Below are 24,147 nucleotides of genomic sequence, written 5' to 3' on the forward strand. Positions count from 1 at the left end.
AACACCTCCTTCGATTTGCCTTTATCATATCACAGTTCACCGCCCCGCTTCCGTTCATACGCCTCGATCAGCTCGCGGACGGCGGCGGTGACCGGCTTGGCGCCGGAAATGACGCTGTTCTCGAGCATCGGGAGCTTTTCTTTCACGATCGGGTCGGCGAAAAAGCGCGTTTCGATATATTCTTTGATCATGGCGTGCATCCAGTCTTTTTGCTGCTGGCGGCGGCGGTCGAAAAAGACGCCGGATCGCTTTGTCGTTTCGACAAACGTTTGAATGACGCGCCACATGTCGGCGATCCCTTCACCCAAAAGCGCCGAGCATGTGTACGCTTTCGTCTCCCAGCCGGGCGTGGCCGGGCGGAGGTAATGGAGAAACTGGTTGTATTCTTTTTGCGCCGCTTTTGCTTTTTCTTTATTATCGCCGTCCGCCTTGTTGATGACAATGGCGTCCACCAGCTCCATGATGCCGCGCTTCATGCCTTGCAGCTCGTCGCCGGCGCCGGTTAAGGCGAGCAACAAGAAAAAGTCAACCATCCCGCGGACGACAAACTCGCTTTGCCCGACGCCGACCGTCTCGACGAGGATGATGTCATAGCCGGCCGCCTCGCACAGCATCATCGTCTCGCGCGTTTTTCGGTGTACGCCGCCAAGCGCCCCGCCCGATGGGGACGGACGGATGAAAGCAAGCGGATTGCGGGCGAGCGCCTCCATCCGCGTTTTGTCGCCGAGGATGCTGCCGCCGGTCAACGAACTCGTCGGGTCGACGGCCAAGACGGCGACGCGATGGCCCTGCTCGCATAAAAACGTGCCAAACGCTTCAATGAACGTGCTTTTTCCTGCTCCCGGCACGCCGGTGATGCCGATGCGAATCGAGCGGCCGACGTGCGGAAGCAGTTCATTGAGCACTTGCTGGGCGAGATCCATATGTCTGGTCGCATTGCTTTCGACAAGCGTAATCGCCTGCGCCAAAATGGTGCGGTCGCCGGCGAGCACTCCTTGGACGTATTCTTTAACCGATCGTTCTTTTCGCCGCACGAGCCGCTTCGGCGCCGGCGGGCGCTCGGCTTGCACGTACGACGACAGACCATTGCCGTCCGCCCATTCCGGGCGCCGCGGCTGCCCATCCGAAACTGCGCTCTGGCCGCTTGCCTGTTCCCGCCGTTTCTCTTCGCCGTTCATTGGTTCACTTCCTCATAGCCAAGCCGGGCGTAAATTTCATCGAGCACTTTGTCCGCCGCTTCCGGAATGACCGTGCCCGGTCCGAAAATGGCCGCGGCGCCGTGCTCATACAAAAACGCGTAGTCTTGCGGCGGAATGACGCCGCCGACGATGACGAGAATGTCGCCGCGGCCGAGTTTTTCGAGCTCCGCCACAAGCTGCGGCACGAGCGTTTTATGCCCGCCGGCGAGCGAGCTGATGCCGACAGCGTGCACGTCGTTTTCGACCGCCTGGCGCGCCGTTTCTTCCGGCGTCTGGAAGAGCGGGCCGATGTCGACGTCAAATCCTAAATCGGCAAACGCCGTGGCGATGACTTTCGCCCCGCGGTCATGGCCGTCCTGCCCCATTTTCGCGATCAAGATGCGCGGGCGGCGTCCTTCGAGTTCGGCGAACTGCTCAACCCGTCGCTTCACCCGTTCCAGCTGCGCTTCGTTTTTGTATTCCGAGCTGTAAACGCCGCTGATCGAGCGGATGGCGGCGCGATGACGGCTCGCCACTTTTTCGATCGCATACGAAATTTCCCCGAGCGTCGCCCGGACGCGCGCCGCTTGGACAGCAAGCTCGAGCAAGTTCCCCTCGCCCGTTTCCGCCGCTTTCGTGATGGCGTCAAGCGCCGCTTCGACCTGCTCGTTGTCGCGCGTCGCCTTTAGCTCGTTCAGCCGCTCGATTTGCCGCTGGCGCACGGCGGTGTTGTCGACTTCCAAAATGTCGATCGGCTCTTCTTTTTCCGGGCGGTATTTGTTCACGCCGATGATCGTTTCCGCTCCTGAATCGATGCGCGCTTGGCGGCGGGCCGCCGCTTCTTCGATGCGCATTTTCGGGATGCCGGTTTCAATGGCTTTCGCCATCCCGCCTAAGCTTTCGATTTCTTCGATATGCGCCCACGCCCGCTTCATCAACTCGTTCGTCAACGTCTCGACGTAATACGAACCGGCCCACGGGTCGATCGTCCGACAAATGCCCGTTTCTTCCTGCAAGTACAGCTGCGTATTGCGGGCGATGCGCGCCGAGAAGTCGGTTGGCAAGGCGATCGCTTCATCCAAGGCGTTCGTATGGAGCGACTGCGTATGCCCCATCGCCGCCGCGTGCGCCTCGATGAGCGTGCGCACGACGTTGTTGAACGGATCTTGCTCAGTCAAGCTCCAACCCGACGTTTGCGAATGCGTCCTGAGAGCGAGTGATTTCGGATTTTTCGGATTGAACGTTTTCATCATTTTCGCCCACATGAGGCGCGCCGCCCGCAGTTTCGCCACTTCCATAAAGTAGTTCATGCCGATCGCCCAGAAAAACGACAGCCTCGGCGCGAACGAGTCGATGTCAATGCCGGCTTTCAAGCCGGTGCGCACGTACTCAAGCCCGTCAGCGAGCGTGTACGCCAGCTCCAAATCGGCCGGCGCCCCGGCTTCTTGCATATGGTAGCCGGAAATGCTGATGCTGTTGAACTTCGGCATGTATTTGGCCGTATAGGCGAAAATGTCGGCGATGATGCGCATCGACATCTCCGGTGGATAAATGTACGTGTTGCGCACCATATATTCTTTCAAAATATCGTTTTGGATCGTGCCGGACAGCTTGTCTTGCGTCACTCCCTGCTCTTCGGCGGTGACGATGTAAAACGCCATAATCGGGAGCACCGCCCCGTTCATCGTCATCGACACTGACATTTGGTCGAGCGGGATGCCGTCAAACAAAATTTTCATATCGAGCACCGAGTCGATGGCCACCCCCGCTTTGCCGACGTCGCCGACGACGCGCGGATGGTCGGAGTCATAGCCGCGGTGCGTCGCCAAGTCAAAGGCGACCGACAGCCCTTTTTGCCCCATCGCCAAGTTGCGCCGATAAAAGGCGTTGCTCTCCTCAGCGGTCGAAAAGCCGGCGTATTGGCGGATCGTCCACGGCCGCACGACGTACATCGTCGGGTACGGCCCGCGCAAGTACGGCGGCAAGCCGGGCATATAATCAAGAAAATCGAGCCCATCGATGTCATTCTTTGTATAAAGCGGCTTCACCGCAATGTGTTCGTTCGTCTGAAACAACAGCTCATCGATCGACGCTTGCACGCGCCGCTCCACCGCGTCTCTCCACTGTTTCTCATCCACATCGGCCGTTGCGTCGGAAAGCGTCATGTTGGTAAAATCAACGTACTTCGCCATCAAGCGCCACCCCTCTTTCCGTTAGAAACGCCACGATCACATCGTACGCGTTCGAACCGAGATGAATCGATCCGTCCACGCCCGCGTCCGCGTACGTTCTCTCAAGCTCTTCCGGCGGCTTTCCGGCGACATACAGCTTCGCGTTCGGCTTGGCTTGCTTGAACGCCTCAGCCAACGCTGGAACGAACGCCGGATAATCGTCATCGGCGCCGCACACGATATAATGCGTCCCGTTCGTGTTCCGCACCCATTCGACCGCTTCCGCGACCGAGGCGAAGCCATCGCTCCGCTCGGCCGCCACCCCGCCGGCCGCAAACAGCCCGGCGATGAAATCGGCGCGCGCTTGATGACGGACAAGCGGCCCGATATTGATCAAGTGAACGGAAAGCCTGCTTCCTGTGCGTTCGGCATACTCCTCGGCTGCCTTCCGCAGCTGCTCAAACGGCTCGGCCAAGCGCCATGCCCGAATCGGCGTGATGGCAACAACCGCGTTCCCATCGACCAACGCCGCCGCGATCTCCCGAGCGGTTGCTCGACGACGAACCGCACGAATCGCCGCTTCCATCCACTTCCCGCCCGCGAGCGAGGCGCGAATATCGGCCACCCGCTTTTCATCCAGCGGCGGCGCCACGTTCGCTGCGTCTTGCTTCGGTTTTTCAACCGGCGTTTCCTCCAAATTGGCGTACACGTTCGTGCCAACGATTTTTTCCTTCCGCGTCTTGACACGATCCAGCCGCCGCTTGGCGACCGCTTCCACTTCCGTCTGCACGAAGCCGTCTTCGAGCGCCTTCGCCATGCCGCCTTTTTCCTCCACACGCTGGAACAGCTTCCACGCTTCTTCGGCGAGCTTGGCGGTCAACGTTTCCACATAATACGAGCCGCCCGCCGGATCGATGACGTTCGCCACATGCGCCTCTTCGAGCAAAATGAGCTGCGTGTTGCGGGCGATGCGTCGCGAAAACTCATCAGCGAGTCCGAGCGCCTCGTCAAACGGCGACACGTGCACGCCATCGGCGCCGCCGACAACGGCCGCAAACGCTTCCGCCGCCGCTCGGAGCATGTTCACATACGGGTCGTACACCGTTTTCGTAAAGGGCGACGTGCGCACATGCAGCTCGATCCGCCTTGCTGATTCACCGCCGCCAAACGCTTCGATCACTTGCGCAAACAACCGCCGCGCCGCCCGCAGTTTCGCGATTTCCATAAAAAAGTCCGCCCCAACCGCAAACGACGCTTGCATCCGTGTCGCGATGTCATCCACCGTCAGCCCCCGATCCAGCCCGGCGCGGATGTACTCGACCGCCGCCGCCAGCGCAAACGCCAGCTCCTGCACGGCGTTCGCCCCGCCGTTATGGTACGGCTCGCCGCGCACCAAAATCGTGCGGACGGCAGGCATCTGTTCCTTCGTCCACTTCGTTGCTTCCGCCATTTCATCATACAGCCGCAAAAGCGAACACGGGAGCGTCCCCTGTTCCGCCCACGCTCCGAGCGGATCCATGCCGATCGCGCCCCGTACGCTCGATAGCGGCACTCCCCGTTCCTCTAAATAAGCGGCCAACAGCGCCAAAAACGAAAGCGACCGCGCCCCGGCGTCCACACGGAGCGAATAGCGGTCCAGCGGCACGCCATCAAACATCGCCGCCACATCATCAACCGACTCGACGGCAAACGGCAGCCGACCAAGGGCAAGATGGATTTCCGTCTGCCCCCGCTCCAAGTCGTGCTTCACTGCCTCGTTCCAGTCGGACGGGCTCGCTGCCGAAATCTCCTGGCTCACCTTCCACGGCTCGCCCCGATACCCTTCCGGCCGCGCCCCGCGCACATAGCGGCCAAAGCCCGGGTACTGCTCAAGCGGGCCGAGCGCCTCCACATCGCGGCGCGTATAGAGCGGTTTGACCGCAATGTTTTCGTACGTCATCGATACAAGCCGCTCGAGCGGCTTGCCTTTCAGCGACTTTTCCGCTTCCCGCTCCCACTCCTCCACCCTCGGAGCCGGAAACGCCGCTTCCTTCATCTTTGCGACATCGCTCATTCCGATCCCCCTTTGCCTTCCAGACATAAGAAACCGCTTTCTTTTCAAGCCGCACCTTTCCCTCTCGAACCCGTCTGCTCAGAACGAAGCGCTGATGACGCTTCGTGTGGGAAAAAACGGTTTCTATGTTTATTGTAGTACATCGGCCGCGTTTGGGCAATGAACAAAAAGGCAAACAACTTGCTGATGCCACCATTTCGCCATGAAATGGAAAACAAAGCGGTCAAAAAAACATGAACGATCCCGAAATGGCTCGATGACTTGGCGAAACAACACCATCTCAACGATTCACAAATCCTCCAAGAAGCCCTGAAAAAACATGAAAGGAAGAGGGCGTTGTTGCATGCTCTCTTGGACGATGCTCCCTCGTCCCCCTCCAAATCGCCGCTTAGCGAAAATCTCAACTGCCATTTATTCATTGGAAAATGTTTCGCAAATCGATCACGAAATCCTTCAATACATGAACCAAAACGGCGTCATCCCGGTTGTACACTCCATGAAGTTCCAATCTTCCTGTTTTTCCGCGCAAATACACTTCCACCACTTGATTCGCCGGGTCAACGATCCAATATTCCTTCACCCCGGCCCGCTCGTACGCGATCCGTTTGTCCATCCGGTCGATTTTGGCCGTGGCGGGGGACAAGATCTCGACGACCAAATCCGGAGCCCCGACAATGCGGTTTTTTTGAATTTTGTTTTGGTCGCAGATGACGACAAGATCGGGGCATACCCAGTTTCGGACGTTTTCATCCATCCATCCCTTTCGATGATCTTCGAAAAGATACACATCGATCGGGGCGGCCAACACGCGGCAATCCTTCCCACGAAGATGCATCCCGAATTCAATGGAAAGTTGGAGCGAAACGGATTGATGTTCCGGTGTCGGCGACGGCGCCATGCTGATGATGTTCCCATCCAACACCTCGCACCGTTTTCCTTCCGGCCATGTCGCATACTCTTTGTACGTCATAGGGGCCTGTTCCTTTTCTGGTGAACCCATATCCTCCACCTGCCTCCTAATTTTATATTGATTATACACCATCCATTCCTGTGTCTTGAACGATGTTTATTCCTCTTCCCGAACGAGCGGCAGGCGGACGAATACGGTCATCCCGCGTCCAAGGTCGCTGTCGAACCGAATCGAGCCATCATGAAGAGAGACGATTTGTTTGACGATGGCAAGCCCCAAGCCGGTGCCGCCTTCTTTGCGAGTGCGGGCGCGATCGACGCGGAAAAAGCGCTGGCCGAGAAACGGGAGCTGGTCTTTTGGAATGCCTTTGCCCGTATCTTGGACGACAAGCTCGCCTTCCGCTTCCGACAAGCGGGAAAGCCGCACCGTCACCACACCGCCTTCTGGGGTGTAGCGGATGGCGTTGTCAAGCAAGTTGCGCACGACTTGTTCGAGCCGGTCGGCGTCGCCGTTGACGATGATGTCATAGTCCAACTCGCACGCCAGCTCGATCCGCTTTTGCGCGGCGATCGGTTCGTACGTGGCGATGACATCTTCGATCACTTGGGCGAACGCCACCGGCTCGCGCTCGAGCGGCACGCTTTGCCCTTCAAGGCGCGCCAGGTCAAGAAGATCGCGCACCAGCCGCTCCATCCGCTCCGTTTCGCGGTGGATGAGGCGAAGGTACGCCTTTTCTTCTTCCTTCGTTTTCGCGAGGCCAGCAAGGAGCGCTTCGCTGTATCCTTTCATATAGCTGAGCGGCGTGCGCAGCTCATGCGAGACGTTCGCTAAAAACTCGCGCTTCCGCTCGTCTTCTTTGGCAATGGCGTCCGCCATTTGGTTGAACGCCTCCGCCAGGCGGCCGATTTCATCATCGCTCCGCACGGGGATGTCCGCTTCGTAGCGTCCTTCCGCCATGCGTTCTGCCGCTTGTTCCATCGCCTGCAGCGGCTCGGTCATCTGCCGCACCATCCGTCGGCCGACAACCAAAAGCGCGGCGGCGAATATGGCGGCCAACGGCCAAAACGCGGCGGCCGCCCGCTTCGTTGCTTCCTGAACGTCGGCTAACGGCAAATACAAGTAAATCGCTCCTTCAAGCCGCTTGCCGTCCAAAAGCGGAACGACGACCGCCATCACGCGGCGGCCGAACCGCTTTTCGTATCCCGTTTTGACAACAGGCTTCCCGGCTAACAATGTTTCCCGGTCGCGGCCGCTGACTAACGCGTCATAGTGGACCGGAAACGGAAAGCAGGCGCTCAGTTCGCGCGGGTTGTCAATCAACAAGATCGTGGCCGTTGATTTTTCGTCATACCATTCGATTTGACGGCGATATGCCTCCGTCACCGCCCCGCCGCGATAGTCGCGGGCGAGGCTCGTCCCTTCCGCGATCAACGTTCGCTCAACTTCTTTCATGTACACCGTCCGGTAAAAATAATTGAGAAGACCAAAAGAAAACGCCAGCGTCACCACGACCGCGGCGCCGATCGACAGCCATAGTTTTTGTCCTAACCGAAGCCGTTTCATGTTCATCCCTCAAACTTGTAGCCGATGCCCCAGACGGTTTGGATATGGCGAGCGGCGTCTTTCAGCTTCATGCGCAGCGTTTTCACATGCGTATCGACCGTGCGGGCGTTTCCTGTATAATCATATCCCCACACTTTGACGAGCAAGTCGTCGCGGCTGAACACCTGACCGCGGTGCTTCGCCAAAAACAGCAACAGCTCAAACTCTTTCAACGTCAATTTCACCGGTTTGCCGCCAACGGTCACGGTTCGGCCTTTTTCGTCGATGGCAAGGTCGCCAAATTGCAGCCGTCCGTCGTGCTCGCGGACGCGCTGCACCCGGCGCAGCACCGCCTCAAGGCGGGCGATGAGCTCTCCCGGGCTGAACGGTTTGACGATGTAATCGTCGCCTCCCAGCTTCAATCCTTTCACTTTGTCCCATTCTTCGCCAAGCGCGGTCAAAAACAAAATCGGCACGTCCGACTGCTCGCGGATGCGGGCGCAGACGGCGAATCCGTCCTGTTTTGGCATCATGACGTCCAACAGCACGGCATCAACCGGATGTTGCGAAAGCAGCACCAGCGCTTCTTCCCCGTCCCCTGCTTCGAGGCAGCGAAAGCCAGCGTTTTCCAAATACATGCCAACGAGCAGGCGCATTTCTTCTTCATCATCGACGATTAAAACGGTTCGTTCGCTCATGTTCGTCCCTCCCGAATGAATAGCTGCAGCGGGCCATCCCCTGTTTTCCAACGGACAAGCGGACGCAACGTCGCCTCATCGACCACGATGATTTCATCGCTGTCATAGCTCGCGATATACAAACGACCGAACGCCGCTTCCATCGCAAATGGATTGGCGCCGACAGACGCCGAAGCGAGTTTCTTTCCATCTAGGGAAAATTGGTAAACTGTGTTGGAGCCATGGCTTAGCACAAACACGCCGCGGCCTGTTTCGACGAAATCGACCGGCATGACCGGAGCGGCGATCGTCCGGAGCAAGCGGCCGTCTTGCAGCGAGTAGACATGAATGTTCGTTTCCACACGGCTTCCGCTGCCGTGCCCGCCAACCCACAGCTCTCCTTCCTGCTCGCGCACCACTCCGCCTAAGGCGAACTTTGGCACGGCGAACGAACGGATGACGCAGCGGCGGTCCACATCGATGATCCACGCCCGTTCGTCTTGAAAATCGATCACATACAACCTCGTTCCAGCGCGATTGACCAGCAACGTCATCGGGGAGCGTCCGACCGAAAGGCGGGCGATCTTGTTCCCATCCCGGTCGACGACAAGCACCGCGTGATGAGTGCTGTCGCCGAAAAACCACGTGCGGCCATCCGGGGACGGGGCCGCGCTGACGATGCCACTCCCCGTTTTCCACTCGGCGAGCGGCTTCCCGGTGGCCAGATCGTACCGATAGACCCCGTCAAGATCCCGCCCGTACAAAAAAAGCGTCCGGCCGTCTGGGCTCAACGCCCCGCCTTGAAACGGTTCGTTGATGTTCCAGCGGGCGATTTTGCGGCCGTTTTCTGCGTTCAAAAAGGTGACCGTTTCCGCTTTGACATCGAGGCTGATGACGACGGAAAGCGAATCGACCACCGGGGGAAACGACGGATTGGCGCAGCCGCTTAGCATAAAGAACAGACACAACAGCATCCACACGCTCGCTCGTTTCATCTTGTTTTTCTCCTTCGCACGTTTGTTTCCGCCCTCATTATACCTCACATTTGTGAAAGAAGTTTGAAATCGCGCCACGCAAAAACCCCCACCGCCAACCGATGGCGATGGGGGAATCGTTAATAAATCGGCGTGTTGTCTTTGTTCATGTTTTCCAAAATCGCTTTGACGCGGGCGAGGAAGCGTCCACAAATGAGGCCGTCCAAGACGCGGTGGTCAAGCGACAAGCATAAGTTGACCATGTCGCGGATGGCGATCATGCCGTCTTTCACGACCGGGCGTTTGACGATCGTTTCTACTTGCAAAATGGCCGCTTGCGGGTAGTTGATAATGCCCATCGACTGCACCGAGCCGAACGCGCCGGTGTTGTTGACGGTGAACGTGCCGCCCTGCATGTCTTCCGGGCGCAGTTTGCCGGCGCGCGTTTTCGCCGCCAGTTCGGCGATTTCGCGGGCGATGCCTTTGATCGTTTTCTCATCGGCGTGCTTGATGACCGGAACAAACAAGGCATCGTCCGTCGCAACGGCGATCGAGATGTTGATGTCTTTGCGTTGAATGATCTTATCGCCCGCCCACGTCGAGTTCAGCTGCGGGAATTCTTTCAGCGCTTGGGCGACCGCCTTGACGAAGAAGGCGAAATACGTCAAATTGAAGCCTTCACGCCGCTTGAACTCGTCTTTGATGGCATCCCGGTAGGCGACAAGATCGGTGACGTCGACTTCGACCATCGTCCAAGCGTGCGGCGCTTCGTGTTTGCTGCGGAGCATGTTGGCGGCGATCGCCTTGCGCACCGGGGTGACCGGAATTTCGATGTCGCCCGCTCCGGCTTCGACGTTCGGGGCCGCTGGTTTGATCGGCGCTGCCTGCGGCGCGGTTGGCGCGGCAGACGGTTGAGCCGCCGCGGCGGCCGGGGCCGTCTGTTCCGCTCTCGGTTCCGCTTTTGGCGCCGCTTGTTCCGCCGCCGGTGCCGCTCCCGCTTTCGGAATTTGTCCAGACTCAATGAGCTTCAGCAAATCTTTGCGCGTCACCCGCCCGCCAAGGCCGGTGCCTTTCACTTGTTCAAGGTCAATGCCATGTTCTTGGGCAAGGCGGAGCACGGCCGGCGAATAGCGGCCGTTGTTTGCCCGGCCGGTCTGTTTCGGAGCGGCTGGTTCCGCGTTGTCTTCTGCTTTCGGCGCTTCATCCGCCGGCTTCGCTTCCGGAGCCGGTGCAGCGCCTTCGACTTCGATCGTGCAAATCGGCGCGCCGACTGGGAGCGTCTCCCCTTCTTTGGCGATCAGCTCGCGAATGACGCCGGCAAACGACGACGGAATTTCCGCGCTCACTTTATCGGTGATGACTTCAGCGATCGGGTCGTATTTGTTCACTTTGTCGCCCGGGGAAACGAGCCATTTGCTGATCGTGCCTTCCGTGACGCTTTCCCCAAGCTGAGGCATCGTCAATTGTTCGATGGCCACATCGATACCCTCCTATCTTGGCTGCAATGTCTTCGCCTCAAAACGCCGCTAATTCGCGCATCGCTTTTTCGACTTTTTCTGGATTGATCATAAAGAATTTTTCCATCGTCGGCGCATACGGCATGGCCGGAACGTCCGGGCCGGCGAGGCGCATAATCGGCGCATCGAGATCAAACAAACAATGCTCGGCGATAATGGCGGCGACTTCGCTCATGACGCTGCCTTCTTTGTTGTCTTCCGTAATGAGCAGCACTTTTCCTGTTTTGCTCGCCGCTTCGATGATCGCTTCTTTGTCAAGCGGATAGACGGTGCGCAAATCCAACAGGTGAACGGAAATGCCGTCTTGGGCGACGCGCTCGGCCGCCTGCAAGGCAAAATGGACGCACAGCCCATACGTGATGACGGTGATGTCATCGCCTTCACGCTTGACGTCCGCCTTGCCGATCGGAAGCACGTAGTCGTCCTCCGGCACTTCCCCTTTAATGAGGCGGTAGGCGCGTTTATGCTCGAAAAAGAGCACTGGGTCTTCGTCGCGAATCGCCGCTTTCAGCAGCCCTTTCACATCGTATGGCGTCGACGGCATGACGATTTTTAACCCAGGCTGGTTGGCGAAAATCGCTTCGACGGACTGCGAATGGTACAAAGCGCCGTGAACGCCGCCGCCGTACGGGGCACGGATGACGATCGGGCAGTTCCAGTCGTTGTTCGAGCGGTAGCGGATGCGCGCCGCTTCCGAAATGATTTGGTTGACCGCTGGCATGATAAAATCGGCAAACTGAATTTCGGCAATCGGGCGCAGGCCGTACATCGCCGCGCCGATGCCGACGCCGACGATCGCCGACTCGGAAAGCGGCGTGTCGATGACGCGCTCTTCGCCGAACTGCTCGTACAATCCTTGCGTCGCTTTGAACACTCCGCCTTTTCGGCCGACGTCTTCTCCTAACACAAACACGCGCGGGTCTCGTTCCATTTCTTCGCGAATCGCCATCGTGACGGCATCAATATAGGAAATAACAGGCATCGTCGATTCCCCCTTACTCCTCGGCATACACGTAGCGAAGCGCATGCTCCGGCTCGGCGTACGGAGCCTTCTCCGCATAGTCGGTCGCTTCGTTCACTTCTTTCATGACGCGCGCTTGAATTTCTTCATCTTGTTCATCGGTCAAAACGCCGGTTTCTTTCAAATAGTTGGCAAACGACACGATCGGGTCTTTGGCGCGCGCTTCGGCGAGCTCTTCTTCCGTCCGGTAGACGCGGTGGTCGTCGTCCGACGAGTGCGACGTCAGCCGGTATGTCACCGCCTCGATGAGCGTCGGCCCTTCGCCGCGGCGGGCGCGGTCGGCCGCTTCTTTCACGACGCGGTACACTTCAAGCGGATCGGTGCCGTCGACCGTATAGCCCGGCATGCCATAGCCGATGGCGCGGTCCGACACCTTTTCGCACGCGAGTTGTTTCGAAATCGGTACGGAAATGGCGTATTTGTTGTTTTCGCACATAAAGATGACTGGGAGTTTATGAACGCCGGCAAAGTTTGCCCCTTCGTGGAAATCGCCTTGGTTCGACGACCCTTCGCCAAAGGTGACGAAGGCGACGAAATCTTTCTTTTCCATTTTCGCCGCCAGCGCAAAGCCGACCGCGTGCGGCACTTGCGTCGTCACAGGCGATGAACCGGTGACGATCCGATTTTTCTTTTGCCCGAAATGGCCAGGCATTTGCCGGCCACCCGAGTTCGGGTCTTCCGCCTTGGCAAACGCCGCCAACATCAATTCTCTCGGCGTCATGCCAAACGTCAGGACAACGCCCACATCGCGGTAATACGGCAAGACATAGTCTTTCGTCCGGTCGAGGGCAAACGCCGCGCCGACTTGCGCCGCCTCCTGCCCTTGGCATGAGATGACGAACGGAATTTTCCCCGCGCGGTTTAGCAGCCACATCCGTTCATCGAGCTTGCGGGCGAGAAGCATTGTTTCATACATTTCCAACACCGTGTCATCGCTTAATCCAAGCGCCTGATGACGGTTTTGCGCCATCGCAACAACCTCCCTTAGATTCACATAGTCAACCATGATCACGCGCCGCGCGCATACGGCGAAATCGGTTAAAAATGAATCGCTTTGCCATCGACCGCCAGCGCCGCTTCCGCCATGGCCTCTGACAGCGTCGGATGCGGGTGGATCGCATGGGCGATTTCCCAAGGAGCCGCATCAAGCACGCGGGCGAGACCGGCTTCGGAAATCAAATCGGTTACGTGCGGCCCGACCATATGGACGCCAAGCAGATCGTCCGTGTTCCGGTCGGCGATGAGCTTCACAAACCCTTCCGCCTCACCGAACACAAGCGCCTTGCCAATGGCTTTAAACGGAAATTTGCCGACCTTGACATCATAGCCTTTCGCTTTCGCCTCTTGTTCGGTTAAGCCAACCGCCGCCGCTTCCGGACGGGTGTAAATGCAGCGGGGCACCATCGTGTAGTCAATCGGCGCCGGGTTATGCCCGGCTAAATGTTCAATGGCGACGATCCCTTCATGGGCGGCGACATGGGCGAGCTGCAGACCGCCGATCACATCGCCGATCGCGTAAATGTGCGCTTCTTTCGTTTGGCCGAACTCGTTCGTTTGAATATATCCCTTTTCAATGACGATGTCGGTGTTCTCAAGGCCAATCCCTTCAATGTTCGCCTGACGCCCGACGGAAACGAGCATCTTGTCAGCCGCAAACGTTTTCCGCTCGCCTTGATGCTCCGCTTGGATTGTGACGCCGTTTCCTTTTTCGAGCGTTTCCGCGAGCACTCGCGCTCCCGTGACGATGTTGACACCGCGGCGGCGAAGCAGTTTTTCCATTTCTTTTGACACGTCTTCATCTTCTGTCGGCAAAATGCGATCGGCATATTCGAGCACCGTCACGTCAACGCCGAAATCATTGAGCATGGACGCCCATTCCATGCCGATCACACCGCCGCCGACGATCAAGATGGACGAGGGGAGCGTCTCCATTTGCAGCGCCTCATCGGACGTCATCACGAATTCGCCGTCCGGCTCGAGCCCCGGCAGCGTGCGCGGGCGCGAACCGGTGGCGATGACGACGAATTTCGGGACGAGCATTTCGTTTTCGCTGCCGTCGTTCATTTCGACCGACACCGTCCCCGGCAGCGGGGAAAAGATCGACGGGCCGAGCAGGCGGCCGGTGCCGGCGTACACATCGATTTTCCCTTTTTTCATCAAATGCTGCACTCCTTTATGGAGCTGCTCAACAATCGCCGCTTTGCGCGCCTGCACTTTGGCAAAATCAAGGCGCACGCCGTCGGCGATGACGCCAAACGCCTCGCCATTTTTCGTTTGTGCGTACACTTCGGCACTGCGAAGCAGCGCTTTGGACGGAATGCAGCCAGCGTGCAGGCACGTGCCGCCGAGCTTCCCTTTTTCCACAACGGCCGTTTTCAACCCGAGCTGCGAGGCGCGAATGGCGGCCACATAGCCACCCGTTCCTCCGCCGAGAATGACGACATCGTATTCTTTTGCCATCTTGCCTTCTCCTTTCTGTCCATTGCCGCATCAGCGCCGGGCTGGAATCGGCGAAACGGCCTCGCCTGGATACACTTTTTCCTCTTCTTCGCCGCGCAGGACGCGAAGCGCGCCTTCCGCGAGCGCCTGCAGTTCGTTTTCGCCCGGATGGACGATGACATCGGCGATCCATTGCACGCGGCGAGTGATCTGTTCGACAAACGATTTGCCATACGCCAGTCCGCCGGTCAAAATGATGGCGTCAACTTTGCCGGAAAGCACGGCGCTTGCCGCACCGATTTCTTTCGCCACTTGGTACGCCATCGCCTCATACACGAGCTTGGCCTTTTCATCGCCGGCTTCGATCATGTTCTCGACTTTCACCGCATCATTCGTGCCAAGATAACCGACAAGGCCGCCGCCGCCGACGAGCATGTTCATGATCTCTTCGCGGTAATATTCACCAGAGAAGCATAAAGCAACCAAATCGCCCGCTGGCACCGTCCCGGCGCGCTCCGGGCTGAACGGGCCTTCGCCATCAAGCCCGTTGTTGACATCGACGACCCTTCCTTGCTTGTGGGCGCCGACCGTAATGCCGCCGCCCATATGGGCGACGATCAAGTTCAGTTCGTCATACCGTTTGCCGAGCTGCTTGGCGACGCGGCGCGCGACCGCTTTTTGGTTTAAGGCGTGGAAAATGCTGCGCCGCTCAATGAGCGGAAATCCGCTGATCCGGGCGATTGGATCAAGTTCATCGACGACGACCGGGTCGACGATAAACGCCGGGATGTTTAAGGCCGAGGCGATCTCATGCGCCAAAATGCCGCCGAGATTGGAGGCGTGCTGTCCCGAATAACCGCGGCGCAAATCTTCAAGCATCGCCTCATTGACGCGGTACGTACCGCCTTCGATCGGACGAAGAAGCCCGCCGCGGCCGCAGACGGCGCTCAACTTCGATAAATTGATCCCTTCTTCATCCAGTGCTTGCAAAATCGTTTGCTTGCGAAACTCATACTGGTCCGCAATCGTTTTATATTGCCGAAGCACGTCCGCCTCGTGGCGGATCGTTTTTTCGAGCAATGGCCGTTCGTTTTCAAAGACGCCGATCTTCGTTGAAGTCGAGCCTGGATTGATCGTTAAAATGCGAAACTTCTGCTCTTCCATCGTTGCTGTCCCTCCATCATCCGCCGGCGGGGCGGAAGGCCGCCCCGCGCCGCTATTAGCGGGCGCGGCGGCGGCTTAAAATATGATGGCCGTTTTGCAAAAATTGGCTTCGCGCTTTGCGCATCGTTTCAATTCGTTCTTCGGCCATCCGGTCAGCGGCCACATACGTTGGAATGTTGTCACGCTTGGCGATGGCAAACACTTTTTCGATGTTGTCATAAATTTGCTCGATTTTTTTCATCGCCCGTTCACGGTTGTAGCCGTACAGCTCATCGGCGACGTTGATGACGCCGCCGGCGTTGATCACATAATCTGGTGCATAGACGATGCCCATTTCATGGATCATGTCGCCATGGCGCGGCTCTTTCAGCTGGTTGTTCGCCGAGCCGGCGATCACTTTCGCTTTCAGCTGCGGAATCGTTTGGTCGTTGATGATGCCGCCGAGCGCGCATGGAGCAAAAATGTCGCACTCCACGCCGTAAATGTCGTTCGGGTCGACCGCTTTCGCCCCAAATTCCTCGACCGCGCGCGCCACCGCTTCCTTGTTGATGTCGGTAACGATGAGTTTCGCTCCTTCTTCGTGCAAATGGCGGCATAAATGGTAGGCGACATTGCCGACTCCTTGGACGGCGACAACTTTTCCTTCAAGCGAATCACTTCCAAATGCTTCCTTCGCTGCCGCTTTCATCCCACGATATACGCCGTAAGCCGTGGCCGGCGACGGGTTGCCGGATGAGCCGAATTCCGGCGAAATGCCGGTGACATAGTCCGTTTCCTGGTAGATGATGTCCATATCGGCAACGGTCGTGCCGACGTCTTCCGCCGTAATGTAGCGGCCGTTCAGCCCTTGAATGAACCGGCCGAAAGCGCGGAACATCGCCTCGTTTTTATCTTTGCGCGGATCGCCGATGATGACCGTCTTGCCCCCGCCTAAATTAAGGCCGGCGGCCGCGTTTTTGTATGTCATGCCGCGGGCGAGGCGCAAGGCGTCTTCAAGCGCCTCTTCTTCCGAATTGTACATCCACATGCGCGTCCCGCCGAGCGCCGGGCCGAGCGTCGTGTCATGAATGACAATGATCGCCTTCAATCCGGATTCTTTGTCTTGGCAAAATAACACTTGCTCATAATCATATTTTTCCATATATTGAAACAGTTCCAACACTGATGGCCTCCTTCATCTATTTCATTTTGCTGCCGAACAAATAGCAAGCGCCAACGAATACAGTTTGCTTTCCGCCGAGTCGGCGCGCGACGTCAAGACGATCGGCGCCTTCGCCCCAGCGATGACAGCGCCGACGCGTGCGTTCGCAAAATAGACGAGCGACTTATACAGCATGTTGCCGGATTCAATGTCCGGCACAAGCAAAATATCAGCCTGTCCAGCCACTTCGCTTTCAATCCGCTTATGCTTCGCCGCCGCCAGCGACACCGCGTTGTCCAACGCAAGCGGTCCGTCGAGCAGGCAATGTTCGATTTGCCCCCGCTTTTGCATCATCGCGAGCGCCGCTGCATCGACGGTCGCCGGCATAGCCGGATTGACCGTCTCCACCGCCGCCAGCGCCGCGACTTTTGGGCGCTCGATGCCGATGGAACGCGCGATGCTGACGGCGTTGTTGACAATTTGCACCTTTTGCTCCAAATCCGGAGCGATGTTCATCGCCGCGTCGGTGACGATGACAAACCGGTCAAACTCCGGCACCTCAAAAACAGCGACATGGGACAACACCTTTCCCGTGCGCAGCCCGTATTCTTTGTTCAAAACGGCTTTCAGCAGCGTTGCTGTCGGCACATGCCCTTTCATCAACGCATCCGCCTCGTTCAAATGGACGGCGCGCACGGCAAGCTCTGCGGCTTGCCCGATCGAATTCGCATGAACGACATCGACGTCGGAAAAGCGGGCGCATCCTTTTTCCTTCAACAGTCGTCCGAGCCGCTCCCGATCGCCATAAAGCACAAAGCGTCCGAGACGGTGTTCGAGCGCCATCGCCACCGCTTCGATCACTTCTTCATCTTCCGCCGCCGCCACGGCCACCGTCCGGTCCTGGCATTGTCTTGCTTCTTCCACTAAAGATTCAAGCTTCATCATCTGCACCAACCTTTTCTGCAAATCGTGCGGCACGGTCTTTTTACGCAAAAACCGTGCCAACTAAAAAATAGATGAAAGCGTTTTAAAACAAGTGATACAAACAAACCGATATGCGCAATTTCTTTCACAATGCGCAAATTATTGCATGATTTTTTTGTCAAGGTTGTATTTTTCCAGTTTGTAGTATAAATTGCGCACCGAAATGCCAAGCGCCCGAGCCGCCGCTGTTTTATTGCCGCGATGGCGGCGAAGCGCCTGCTCAATCAAGCTCGCTTCGTATCGGCTCACCATTTCCTCAAGCGGCCGAATCTCCTCTTCCGTTTCCACTCGATGAGCCGGCACTGACGAAGGCGAAGCGAGCGGCGGCAAATGCGTGGCATCGATCATCACCTCATGAAATTTCATAAAAATCATCGCCCGCCCGAGCACGTTTTCGAGCTCGCGGACATTTCCCGGCCAATCATAGGCAAGAAGCTTCGCCATCGCTTCATCCGTGACACCTTCGACGTTGCGCCCATAATCTTGGTTCAGTTTCTGGATCAAATGCCGGCAAAGCGCTGGAATATCTTCCTTGCGAGCGCGCAGCGGCGGAATATAAATCGGCATCCGATTGAGCCGATAGTATAAGTCTTCGCGAAATGCACCTTCGGCAATCGCTTTTTCAAGGTTGACGTTCGTGGCGGCGATGACGCGGACGTTGATCGGGATTGGCTTCGTCCCGCCGACGCGAACGATTTCCCGCTCCTGCAAAACGCGGAGCAGCTTCGCCTGCGTGCTGGCCGACAGCTCGCCGATTTCGTCAAGAAAAATGCTGCCGTTGTTTGCTTCTTCAAACAACCCTCTCTTGCCGCCGCGCCGCGCACCGGAAAACGCTCCTTCCTCATAGCCAAACAGTTCGCTTTCTAATAATGTTTCCGGAATGGCCGCGCAATTGACGCGGATAAACTTGTTATACTTTCGGTCGCTCGCGTTGTGAATGGCGTGGGCGAACAGCTCCTTGCCCGTCCCTGATTCCCCCCGCAGCAAAATCGTCGCCGGTGTTTTCGCCGCCAGCTTCGCCTGCTCGATCGCCACCTTCATCTCCTCTGACTCACCGACAATATCCGCAAACGAATATTTCGCCTCGAGCGTGCGGATGATTTGCCGCGCCCGATTGAGCTCAGTCGTCAGCCGCTGAATTTCTGACACATCATGAATGACGCCGACACTCCCTTTCAATACGCCATCAACAATAATCGGCGCGACATTGACGATGACATCCCGGTTTTTCGGGCCGACTTTCATGCGCGCTCCGCGCACCGGGCGGCGCGTTTTCAATACTTGCATGTGCATGCTTTCCCCTTCCGCGATGTCGGCCGTCGCCGGTTTGCCGATGACGTCTTCCTCTGTCAGGCCGGTAAGCCGTGTATACGCCGGGTTGATCAAAATGCCGTTCCCATTTTCATCGACGACAGAAATTGCCTCTTCCGACGAGTGGATGATCGCTTCAAGCATCATGCGGACTTCTTTTAAGTCGGTGATTTCTTCCGCCAAAGCAACCAGCTCGGTAATGTCTTTAAACACAGCGAGCGCCCCAAACAGTTTGCCATTGTCATCGATGATCGGGATGCGGGTGGTGATCAATTTTTTTCCATTGGCCAGTTCCACTTCCTGATGAAATTCGGTCTGCCTCGTTTCGAGCACGCGTGGCAAGCCGCTTGACGGCAAAACATCCAAAATAGGTTTGCCAATCACTTCGTCTTTGTCCACTCCAAGGAGCTCCGCCGCGCTTTGATTCATATCGGTAATGTAAGCATATTCATCTACAACAATCATGCCATCATGGGACGAATGAAAGATGAGCGCGCGCCGAGCTGCTTCACTTTTCAGCTCAGCGATGAGCGCTTCTTTTTCTGCAACGAGCTCGGCCATCATCCGCGCGACCGCGCTCGGAACAATATTCGCCCCCTCGGGTGCCCGTCGGCGGATTTCTTCCAAAACATCCGCCCTGCCCGTCGTTTCAATGATCAAATCAAGCGGTTTGGCCATCCATGGACGCCAGTCGCTGGCGGCGGCAATCCCCCATCGGCGCGCCAGCTGCAACCCCGGAGCGTGTTCATCTACATCCACGACTGCCACGACTTCAAACCCTGATGCCCCATGGAGCAGCTTCAACAACGATGTCCCACGCGAGTCAGCGCCAATAAGCATCACTTTTTTCATGTCCGTCCACCACACTTTATAGTATGCCAATTTTTGCAGACACTTTTATCATACTTGATTTGCGAGTCAGTCAAGACTTTGTGGAGAACATTTTTTCGGTTCACTACGGGCGTTGTCAATCACTAGTTAGCGAACCATTTTCAGGAATTAATATCGTAAGCGCTTTCGGACTCTCATCCCTCATCTTGAGGCGATGATACGATATTCCATTTTTTTACACTCAACCACCATCCCGGAGCGCCGACAACGCTTGATGGATCGGTGTCCCGGATGACCGCTGCAGACACGGTAGATTCTGACGCACCACATCTGCCCATAACCGTCCGGCCTTCCGTTTGGCCTGTTCGATCCGCTTGGACTTTGTTGAGGCCGAGGCCGCCGTTCGGGTCTCTTCTTCCTCCACCAACTGCCCATTTCTCCGCCAAATCCCGTCGATTCGGGCCGCCATCGCCCTCAGAAACGCCCGAAGCCCTTGGTCTTTCCAGCTGCGGCGGGATTTCACCCGATGCGCAAACCGGCTCATCACGCTCTCGGCGTGGCCCATCGGACGCATGCCGGTCGTCTCCACCCCTTGCTCCGACAGCCACTCCCGATAGTCCCGGATGCATCCCGGCATCGACTCGATCCGGCGGATCATGGCAGCCATCTGCTTCTCTTTCGCTTCGTCCTCCAACGTGCCGACCGCGCTGTTCAGCTCCACGAGAAGCCCCTCTTCGTCTTGTTTCGCCAGCTTCTTCCGCACCTCCCGCCAACGCGGATGGCCGGACAGACACTGACGCAGCTCCCGCGCCACATGAAATCGATCCAGCTGAAAGCACGCCCGCTTCCCAAAATACTCCCGGCAGGCCGTGATCCACGACGCCGCGTCGCCGTTGATGATCAACAGGTCCCGGCACGGATCATAGGCATATTCGTTCATCAGCCACTCTTCGAACCGTTCCCACACGTCTCCCTCCCCTTCATGGAGGTAGTGGCGCCGGTTCACGAGCTCGAGCTGCGAACCGTTTCGTTTCCATCCCTCGTGAACCGCCAGGATTTTCTCTTCTTTCGCCCGTTTCCCTTTCCCCTGGCGGGAAATAAACAGTCCATCCGCCTCCACAAACAGCACCCGGCCGTGCCGTTGGGAAACAGGGCGGTGCAGCGAGACAGGGGCCTCCAGCACCAGTTGGCGAATCGCCTCGTGGCTCATGACCGCATACCCCACGATCGACTCCAACGTACGGGCCGCTTTGCGGTAGGAAGAGCACTCTACGGCCAACTCGACCGCCGTTTCCTCGAGGCAAGGACTGATCGATCGGGCCCCATCAAAGCCTAATTCGGCATCCAGCAAGAAGGTATAGTTCCCCGTTTGCCGGTCATAGTAGTAGTTCCGTCGAAACGTCACTTCTCCAAACAGCGTTTGGATCGTAGTCGGCCGTTTGTCTTTCAGCTGATACCGGCGCTTGTCCCGCGCTTCCGCCAGTTGTTGATCAATCTCCTCCAAAAGGGCCGCCAACAAGACAGCGAACACCTTTTGAAGAGTTCTGACTAATTGTTCCTCCAGCTCTTTTAATAAAGGCCATTCTGTGGTAAGATGTTTCATGGACTCTCTCCCTCCTGTTTTCGGTTGATGTTGACAATCACCATCATAGCAGGGAGAGAGTCCTTTTTGCATGACATTTGCTTTTTTCTACCGCGCTTCGCTTGGTGGCCCCGACGAGCGTCGCGAACAAAAGTTCGCAACCCTCGTCGGGGATCATTTCGGAATGTCACCCACAAATATTTTACTCACACTTGATTTGCTCTTTCCTTGACAAACGCCCAATAACCGCTATGATAGTCGATAAGGCCACTCTTTTCGGAAAGGAACGCGATCGCGATGGGGCGAATGATTGCGCTGTTGATTTTAGTCATCCCGGGGCTTTCGGCTGCGCTTGGCATCAAATGGATGCGCGATGCGTTGTTTGGCATCATACAGCCTCCGTTTGCCGTCTTATGGTTGCAATTTCTCGCCGGGCTCGCGCTGTTTGCCGCCGGGCTGGCGTTTCTCGGCGGTTTTTTGCTGCACCGCGACCGGAAGCGCAACAAAGTGCAGGCGCGTTTTCAACGAAAACGAAAAACGCCTTGACCCGGAACGTTGATGCCTATTACACTGGGAAACCATCCATTTCAAGACAAACAAAAAATGCCTTAACGTCTCTCGTTAAGGCGTTTTCTCTTTCCATTGCTTCGCTTGGTGGGGGTAGTCGGTGAAGACAGCGTCAACGCCATAAGCAAACATCGTTTTCATCACATTTCGCTTATTTACCGTAAACGGGCGGACCGCCACCCCGCGCCGCCGCGCTTCGGCGGCAAATTCCGCCGTCACCGTCCGATAGTGCGGATGCACCCCGTCGGCGTTCATGGCGCGCACATACGTCCATGGGTCATACAGCGGCTCGATGTACAAAAGCGCCGTCTCGATTTCCGGTGCAAGCGTTCGGCAAAGGCGCATGCTATTATGGTTGAATGACGACAAAATCGTCCGCTTCTCAAGCCCATAGCGGCGCACGAGGGAGATCGTTTTTTGCTCAAGCGTTTCGTAGGCAATGAGGCTATTTTTCAGCTCGATGTTGACCGCCATCCGTGTTGATGACAGCCAAGCAAGCACTTCCTCAAGATGCGGAATCGGACAATGGCCGTGCTTGCCGCTCCATTTCGCCGCCGCGTTCAATCGGCGCAGTTCACAGTACGTGATGTCTTTCACCCAGCCGCTGCCGTCCGTCGTCCGGTCGACCGTTTCGTCATGAATGACGACCACTTCGCCGTCTTTTGTGAGCTGCACATCCAATTCAATGCCGTCCGCTCCCGCTTTTTCCGCCTCGATAAACGCCGCCATCGTATTTTCCGGGTGCGTCCCCGCCGCCCCGCGGTGGGCAAAAATCAATGTCATTCTGCCTTCTTCCTTTCGCCTTTATTCGCCGTTCAGCCAACGAGCTGGCCGAAACCGGCGGTCGTTCGTTATACTAAAAGTAATACTATGAACAAACGAGGTGAGATGATGCAGCCGTTGAAAATTTCGCTGGAAACAGCGCAAAAGCTGGCCAAAGCGCTCGGCGTGCCGATCGAGCAGATCATGCATATGCCGCCGCACATTTTGGTGAACAAGCTGCTGGAATTGGAGAAAAAAGAAAAAGAAAACGACCCGTCTTAACCGTCTGGCCCTTGGCGGTAAAGCCGCCTCTGTACACCACACCGGCGCAAGCCACGTTCCCCCTTTTTTCGTTCCAGCAAGCCGCCAAACGGCAAAAAAGACGCCCCCGATTGCGGAGCGTCTTGCTGCTTTGGCTATCATTCGTTTTCCGTTACGATGCCTTATGCTCAAGCCGGAGCTTATCGGCCACCATGGCGATGAATTCCGAGTTTGTCGGCTTTGCCTTCGAGACGCTCACCGTATAGCCAAACAGCGAGGAAATCGATTCGAGGTTGCCGCGGCTCCAAGCGACTTCGATCGCATGGCGAATGGCGCGCTCGACGCGGCTGGCGGTCGTGTTGTATTTTTTCGCGATGTCCGGATAGAGCACTTTCGTGATGGAGCCGAGCAGTTCGATGTCGTGGTACACCATCGCGATCGCTTCGCGCAAGTACAGATAGCCTTTAATATGCGCCGGGACGCCGATTTCATGGATGATGCTCGTAATGCTCGCATCCAAATTTTTCGGTTTGTTGTCGCGCGCCTGGTAGGCAGAGCCGGTTTTTCTGACCATCGGCGCCGTTTTGCCATGAATCTGCCGAATGTGATGGACCAAATTCTCCATGTCGAACGGTTTTAAAATGAAGTAGGAAGCGCCGAGTTCCACTGCCTTTTTCGTGACATCCTCCTGGCCGAACGCCGTCAGCATAATGACGCTCGGCTGATGCTCACAACCTGCGCGGACTTTCTCAAGCACAGCCAACCCATCCAAGTGCGGCATAATGATGTCCAGAAGCAAAATATCCGGCCGCTTTTCCTCGAGCATATGAAGGCAGTCTTGGCCGTTATACGCCGTGCCAATCACTTCCATGTCCGGCTGACTCGAGATATATTCGTCAAGCAATGTCACCAATTCGCGGTTATCATCGGCAATGCACACCTTAATGCTCAAAACGATCGTCCTCCCCCACTTTTTCTTGCTATGTAACATTCCGTTAACGTACATTCGACAACAGCAGCAAAAAATCCTTTTATTTTTCAAAAAATAAAAATTATAACAAA

General features: G+C 56.9%; 20 protein-coding genes and 1 pseudogene. 3 read left to right on the top strand and 18 right to left on the bottom strand.

Annotated features, from left to right (window positions below; all coding sequences use genetic code 11):
- Positions 1-29: 29 nt before the first annotated feature.
- Genes meaB through GHH_RS12025 form a run of 3 tightly spaced genes read right to left on the bottom strand, consistent with a single transcriptional unit; the run spans position 30 to position 5,402 of the window.
- Positions 30-1,178, bottom strand: coding sequence for a methylmalonyl Co-A mutase-associated GTPase MeaB (gene meaB / locus GHH_RS12015; RefSeq protein WP_015375351.1), 1,149 nt, complete (start codon positions 1,176-1,178; stop codon positions 30-32).
- On the bottom strand, positions 1,175-3,370 hold the full coding sequence (gene scpA, locus GHH_RS12020; protein ID WP_015375352.1) for a methylmalonyl-CoA mutase: 2,196 nt from the start codon (positions 3,368-3,370) through the stop codon (positions 1,175-1,177). Before scpA ends, meaB begins: the two co-directional genes overlap by 4 nt.
- A complete protein-coding gene (locus tag GHH_RS12025; RefSeq protein WP_015375353.1) occupies positions 3,354-5,402 on the bottom strand; it encodes a methylmalonyl-CoA mutase family protein in 2,049 nt (682 codons plus the stop codon). Before GHH_RS12025 ends, scpA begins: the two co-directional genes overlap by 17 nt.
- 186 nt (positions 5,403-5,588) lie before the next feature.
- On the opposite strand from GHH_RS12025, the pseudogene GHH_RS19555 reads away from it, so the two are divergent.
- A pseudogene (locus tag GHH_RS19555) lies at positions 5,589-5,723 on the top strand (type II toxin-antitoxin system HicB family antitoxin); the annotation flags it as partial.
- A gap of 94 nt (positions 5,724-5,817) precedes the next feature.
- Here the strand turns inward: GHH_RS19555 and GHH_RS12035 are convergent.
- From GHH_RS12035 to GHH_RS12095, 13 genes are all read right to left on the bottom strand, one after another.
- Positions 5,818-6,402, bottom strand: a complete 585-nt coding sequence (locus GHH_RS12035; RefSeq protein ID WP_015375354.1) for a Uma2 family endonuclease — start codon at positions 6,400-6,402, stop codon at positions 5,818-5,820.
- A gap of 66 nt (positions 6,403-6,468) precedes the next feature.
- The gene (locus GHH_RS12040; RefSeq protein ID WP_015375355.1) at positions 6,469-7,875 is read right to left on the bottom strand and encodes a cell wall metabolism sensor histidine kinase WalK; all 1,407 of its coding nucleotides are present in this window, start codon (positions 7,873-7,875) and stop codon (positions 6,469-6,471) included.
- Between the two features lie 2 nt (positions 7,876-7,877).
- Positions 7,878-8,552, bottom strand: coding sequence for a response regulator transcription factor (locus GHH_RS12045; protein ID WP_015375356.1), 675 nt, complete (start codon positions 8,550-8,552; stop codon positions 7,878-7,880).
- A complete protein-coding gene (locus tag GHH_RS12050) occupies positions 8,549-9,526 on the bottom strand; it encodes a YncE family protein (protein ID WP_015375357.1) in 978 nt (325 codons plus the stop codon). The genes GHH_RS12045 and GHH_RS12050 overlap by 4 nt, the downstream gene beginning before the upstream one ends.
- A 119-nt stretch (positions 9,527-9,645) precedes the next feature.
- On the bottom strand, positions 9,646-10,983 hold the full coding sequence (locus GHH_RS12055; protein WP_015375358.1) for a dihydrolipoamide acetyltransferase family protein: 1,338 nt from the start codon (positions 10,981-10,983) through the stop codon (positions 9,646-9,648).
- A gap of 37 nt (positions 10,984-11,020) precedes the next feature.
- Complete coding sequence (locus GHH_RS12060) at positions 11,021-12,004, bottom strand: alpha-ketoacid dehydrogenase subunit beta (RefSeq protein ID WP_011231859.1); 984 nt, start codon at positions 12,002-12,004, stop codon at positions 11,021-11,023.
- A gap of 13 nt (positions 12,005-12,017) precedes the next feature.
- Positions 12,018-13,013 carry a thiamine pyrophosphate-dependent dehydrogenase E1 component subunit alpha gene (locus GHH_RS12065; RefSeq protein ID WP_015375359.1) on the bottom strand — a complete coding sequence of 332 codons (996 nt, stop codon included), beginning with the start codon at positions 13,011-13,013 and terminating at the stop codon, positions 12,018-12,020.
- A gap of 68 nt (positions 13,014-13,081) precedes the next feature.
- Positions 13,082-14,503, bottom strand: a complete 1,422-nt coding sequence (gene lpdA / locus GHH_RS12070; RefSeq protein WP_015375360.1) for a dihydrolipoyl dehydrogenase — start codon at positions 14,501-14,503, stop codon at positions 13,082-13,084.
- Positions 14,504-14,533: 30 nt separating this feature from the next.
- A complete protein-coding gene (buk, locus tag GHH_RS12075; RefSeq protein ID WP_015375361.1) occupies positions 14,534-15,646 on the bottom strand; it encodes a butyrate kinase in 1,113 nt (370 codons plus the stop codon).
- Between the two features lie 55 nt (positions 15,647-15,701).
- On the bottom strand, positions 15,702-16,805 hold the full coding sequence (locus GHH_RS12080; protein ID WP_011231863.1) for a leucine dehydrogenase: 1,104 nt from the start codon (positions 16,803-16,805) through the stop codon (positions 15,702-15,704).
- A gap of 24 nt (positions 16,806-16,829) precedes the next feature.
- Complete coding sequence (gene yqiS, locus GHH_RS12085; protein WP_015375363.1) at positions 16,830-17,732, bottom strand: phosphate butyryltransferase; 903 nt, start codon at positions 17,730-17,732, stop codon at positions 16,830-16,832.
- A 138-nt stretch (positions 17,733-17,870) separates the two neighbouring features.
- Positions 17,871-19,934 (bottom strand): sigma-54-dependent Fis family transcriptional regulator, encoded by a 2,064-nt coding sequence (locus tag GHH_RS12090; protein WP_015375364.1) that lies wholly within the window; start codon positions 19,932-19,934, stop codon positions 17,871-17,873.
- A 220-nt stretch (positions 19,935-20,154) separates the two neighbouring features.
- A complete protein-coding gene (locus GHH_RS12095) occupies positions 20,155-21,516 on the bottom strand; it encodes an ISLre2-like element ISGsp3 family transposase (RefSeq protein ID WP_015375365.1) in 1,362 nt (453 codons plus the stop codon).
- Positions 21,517-21,792: 276 nt separating this feature from the next.
- Here GHH_RS12095 and GHH_RS12100 point away from each other — a divergent pair, with 276 nt between their 5' ends.
- On the top strand, positions 21,793-22,041 hold the full coding sequence (locus GHH_RS12100) for a DUF2627 domain-containing protein (protein WP_015375366.1): 249 nt from the start codon (positions 21,793-21,795) through the stop codon (positions 22,039-22,041).
- Between the two features lie 75 nt (positions 22,042-22,116).
- Here GHH_RS12100 and GHH_RS12105 read toward each other — a convergent pair whose 3' ends face one another.
- Positions 22,117-22,845 carry a glycerophosphodiester phosphodiesterase gene (locus tag GHH_RS12105; protein WP_015375367.1) on the bottom strand — a complete coding sequence of 243 codons (729 nt, stop codon included), beginning with the start codon at positions 22,843-22,845 and terminating at the stop codon, positions 22,117-22,119.
- Positions 22,846-22,953: 108 nt separating this feature from the next.
- Between GHH_RS12105 and GHH_RS18400 the strand changes: the two genes are divergently transcribed.
- Entirely contained in the window at positions 22,954-23,106 is a 153-nt protein-coding gene (locus GHH_RS18400; RefSeq protein WP_011231868.1) for a YycC family protein, read from the top strand.
- Between the two features lie 151 nt (positions 23,107-23,257).
- Here the strand turns inward: GHH_RS18400 and spo0A are convergent, their stop codons facing one another.
- On the bottom strand, positions 23,258-24,076 hold the full coding sequence (gene spo0A, locus GHH_RS12110; RefSeq protein ID WP_025038882.1) for a sporulation transcription factor Spo0A: 819 nt from the start codon (positions 24,074-24,076) through the stop codon (positions 23,258-23,260).
- Positions 24,077-24,147: the final 71 nt, after the last annotated feature.

Source organism: Geobacillus sp. GHH01, assembly GCF_000336445.1.
Classification (GTDB): Bacteria; Bacillota; Bacilli; order Bacillales; family Anoxybacillaceae; genus Geobacillus; species Geobacillus zalihae.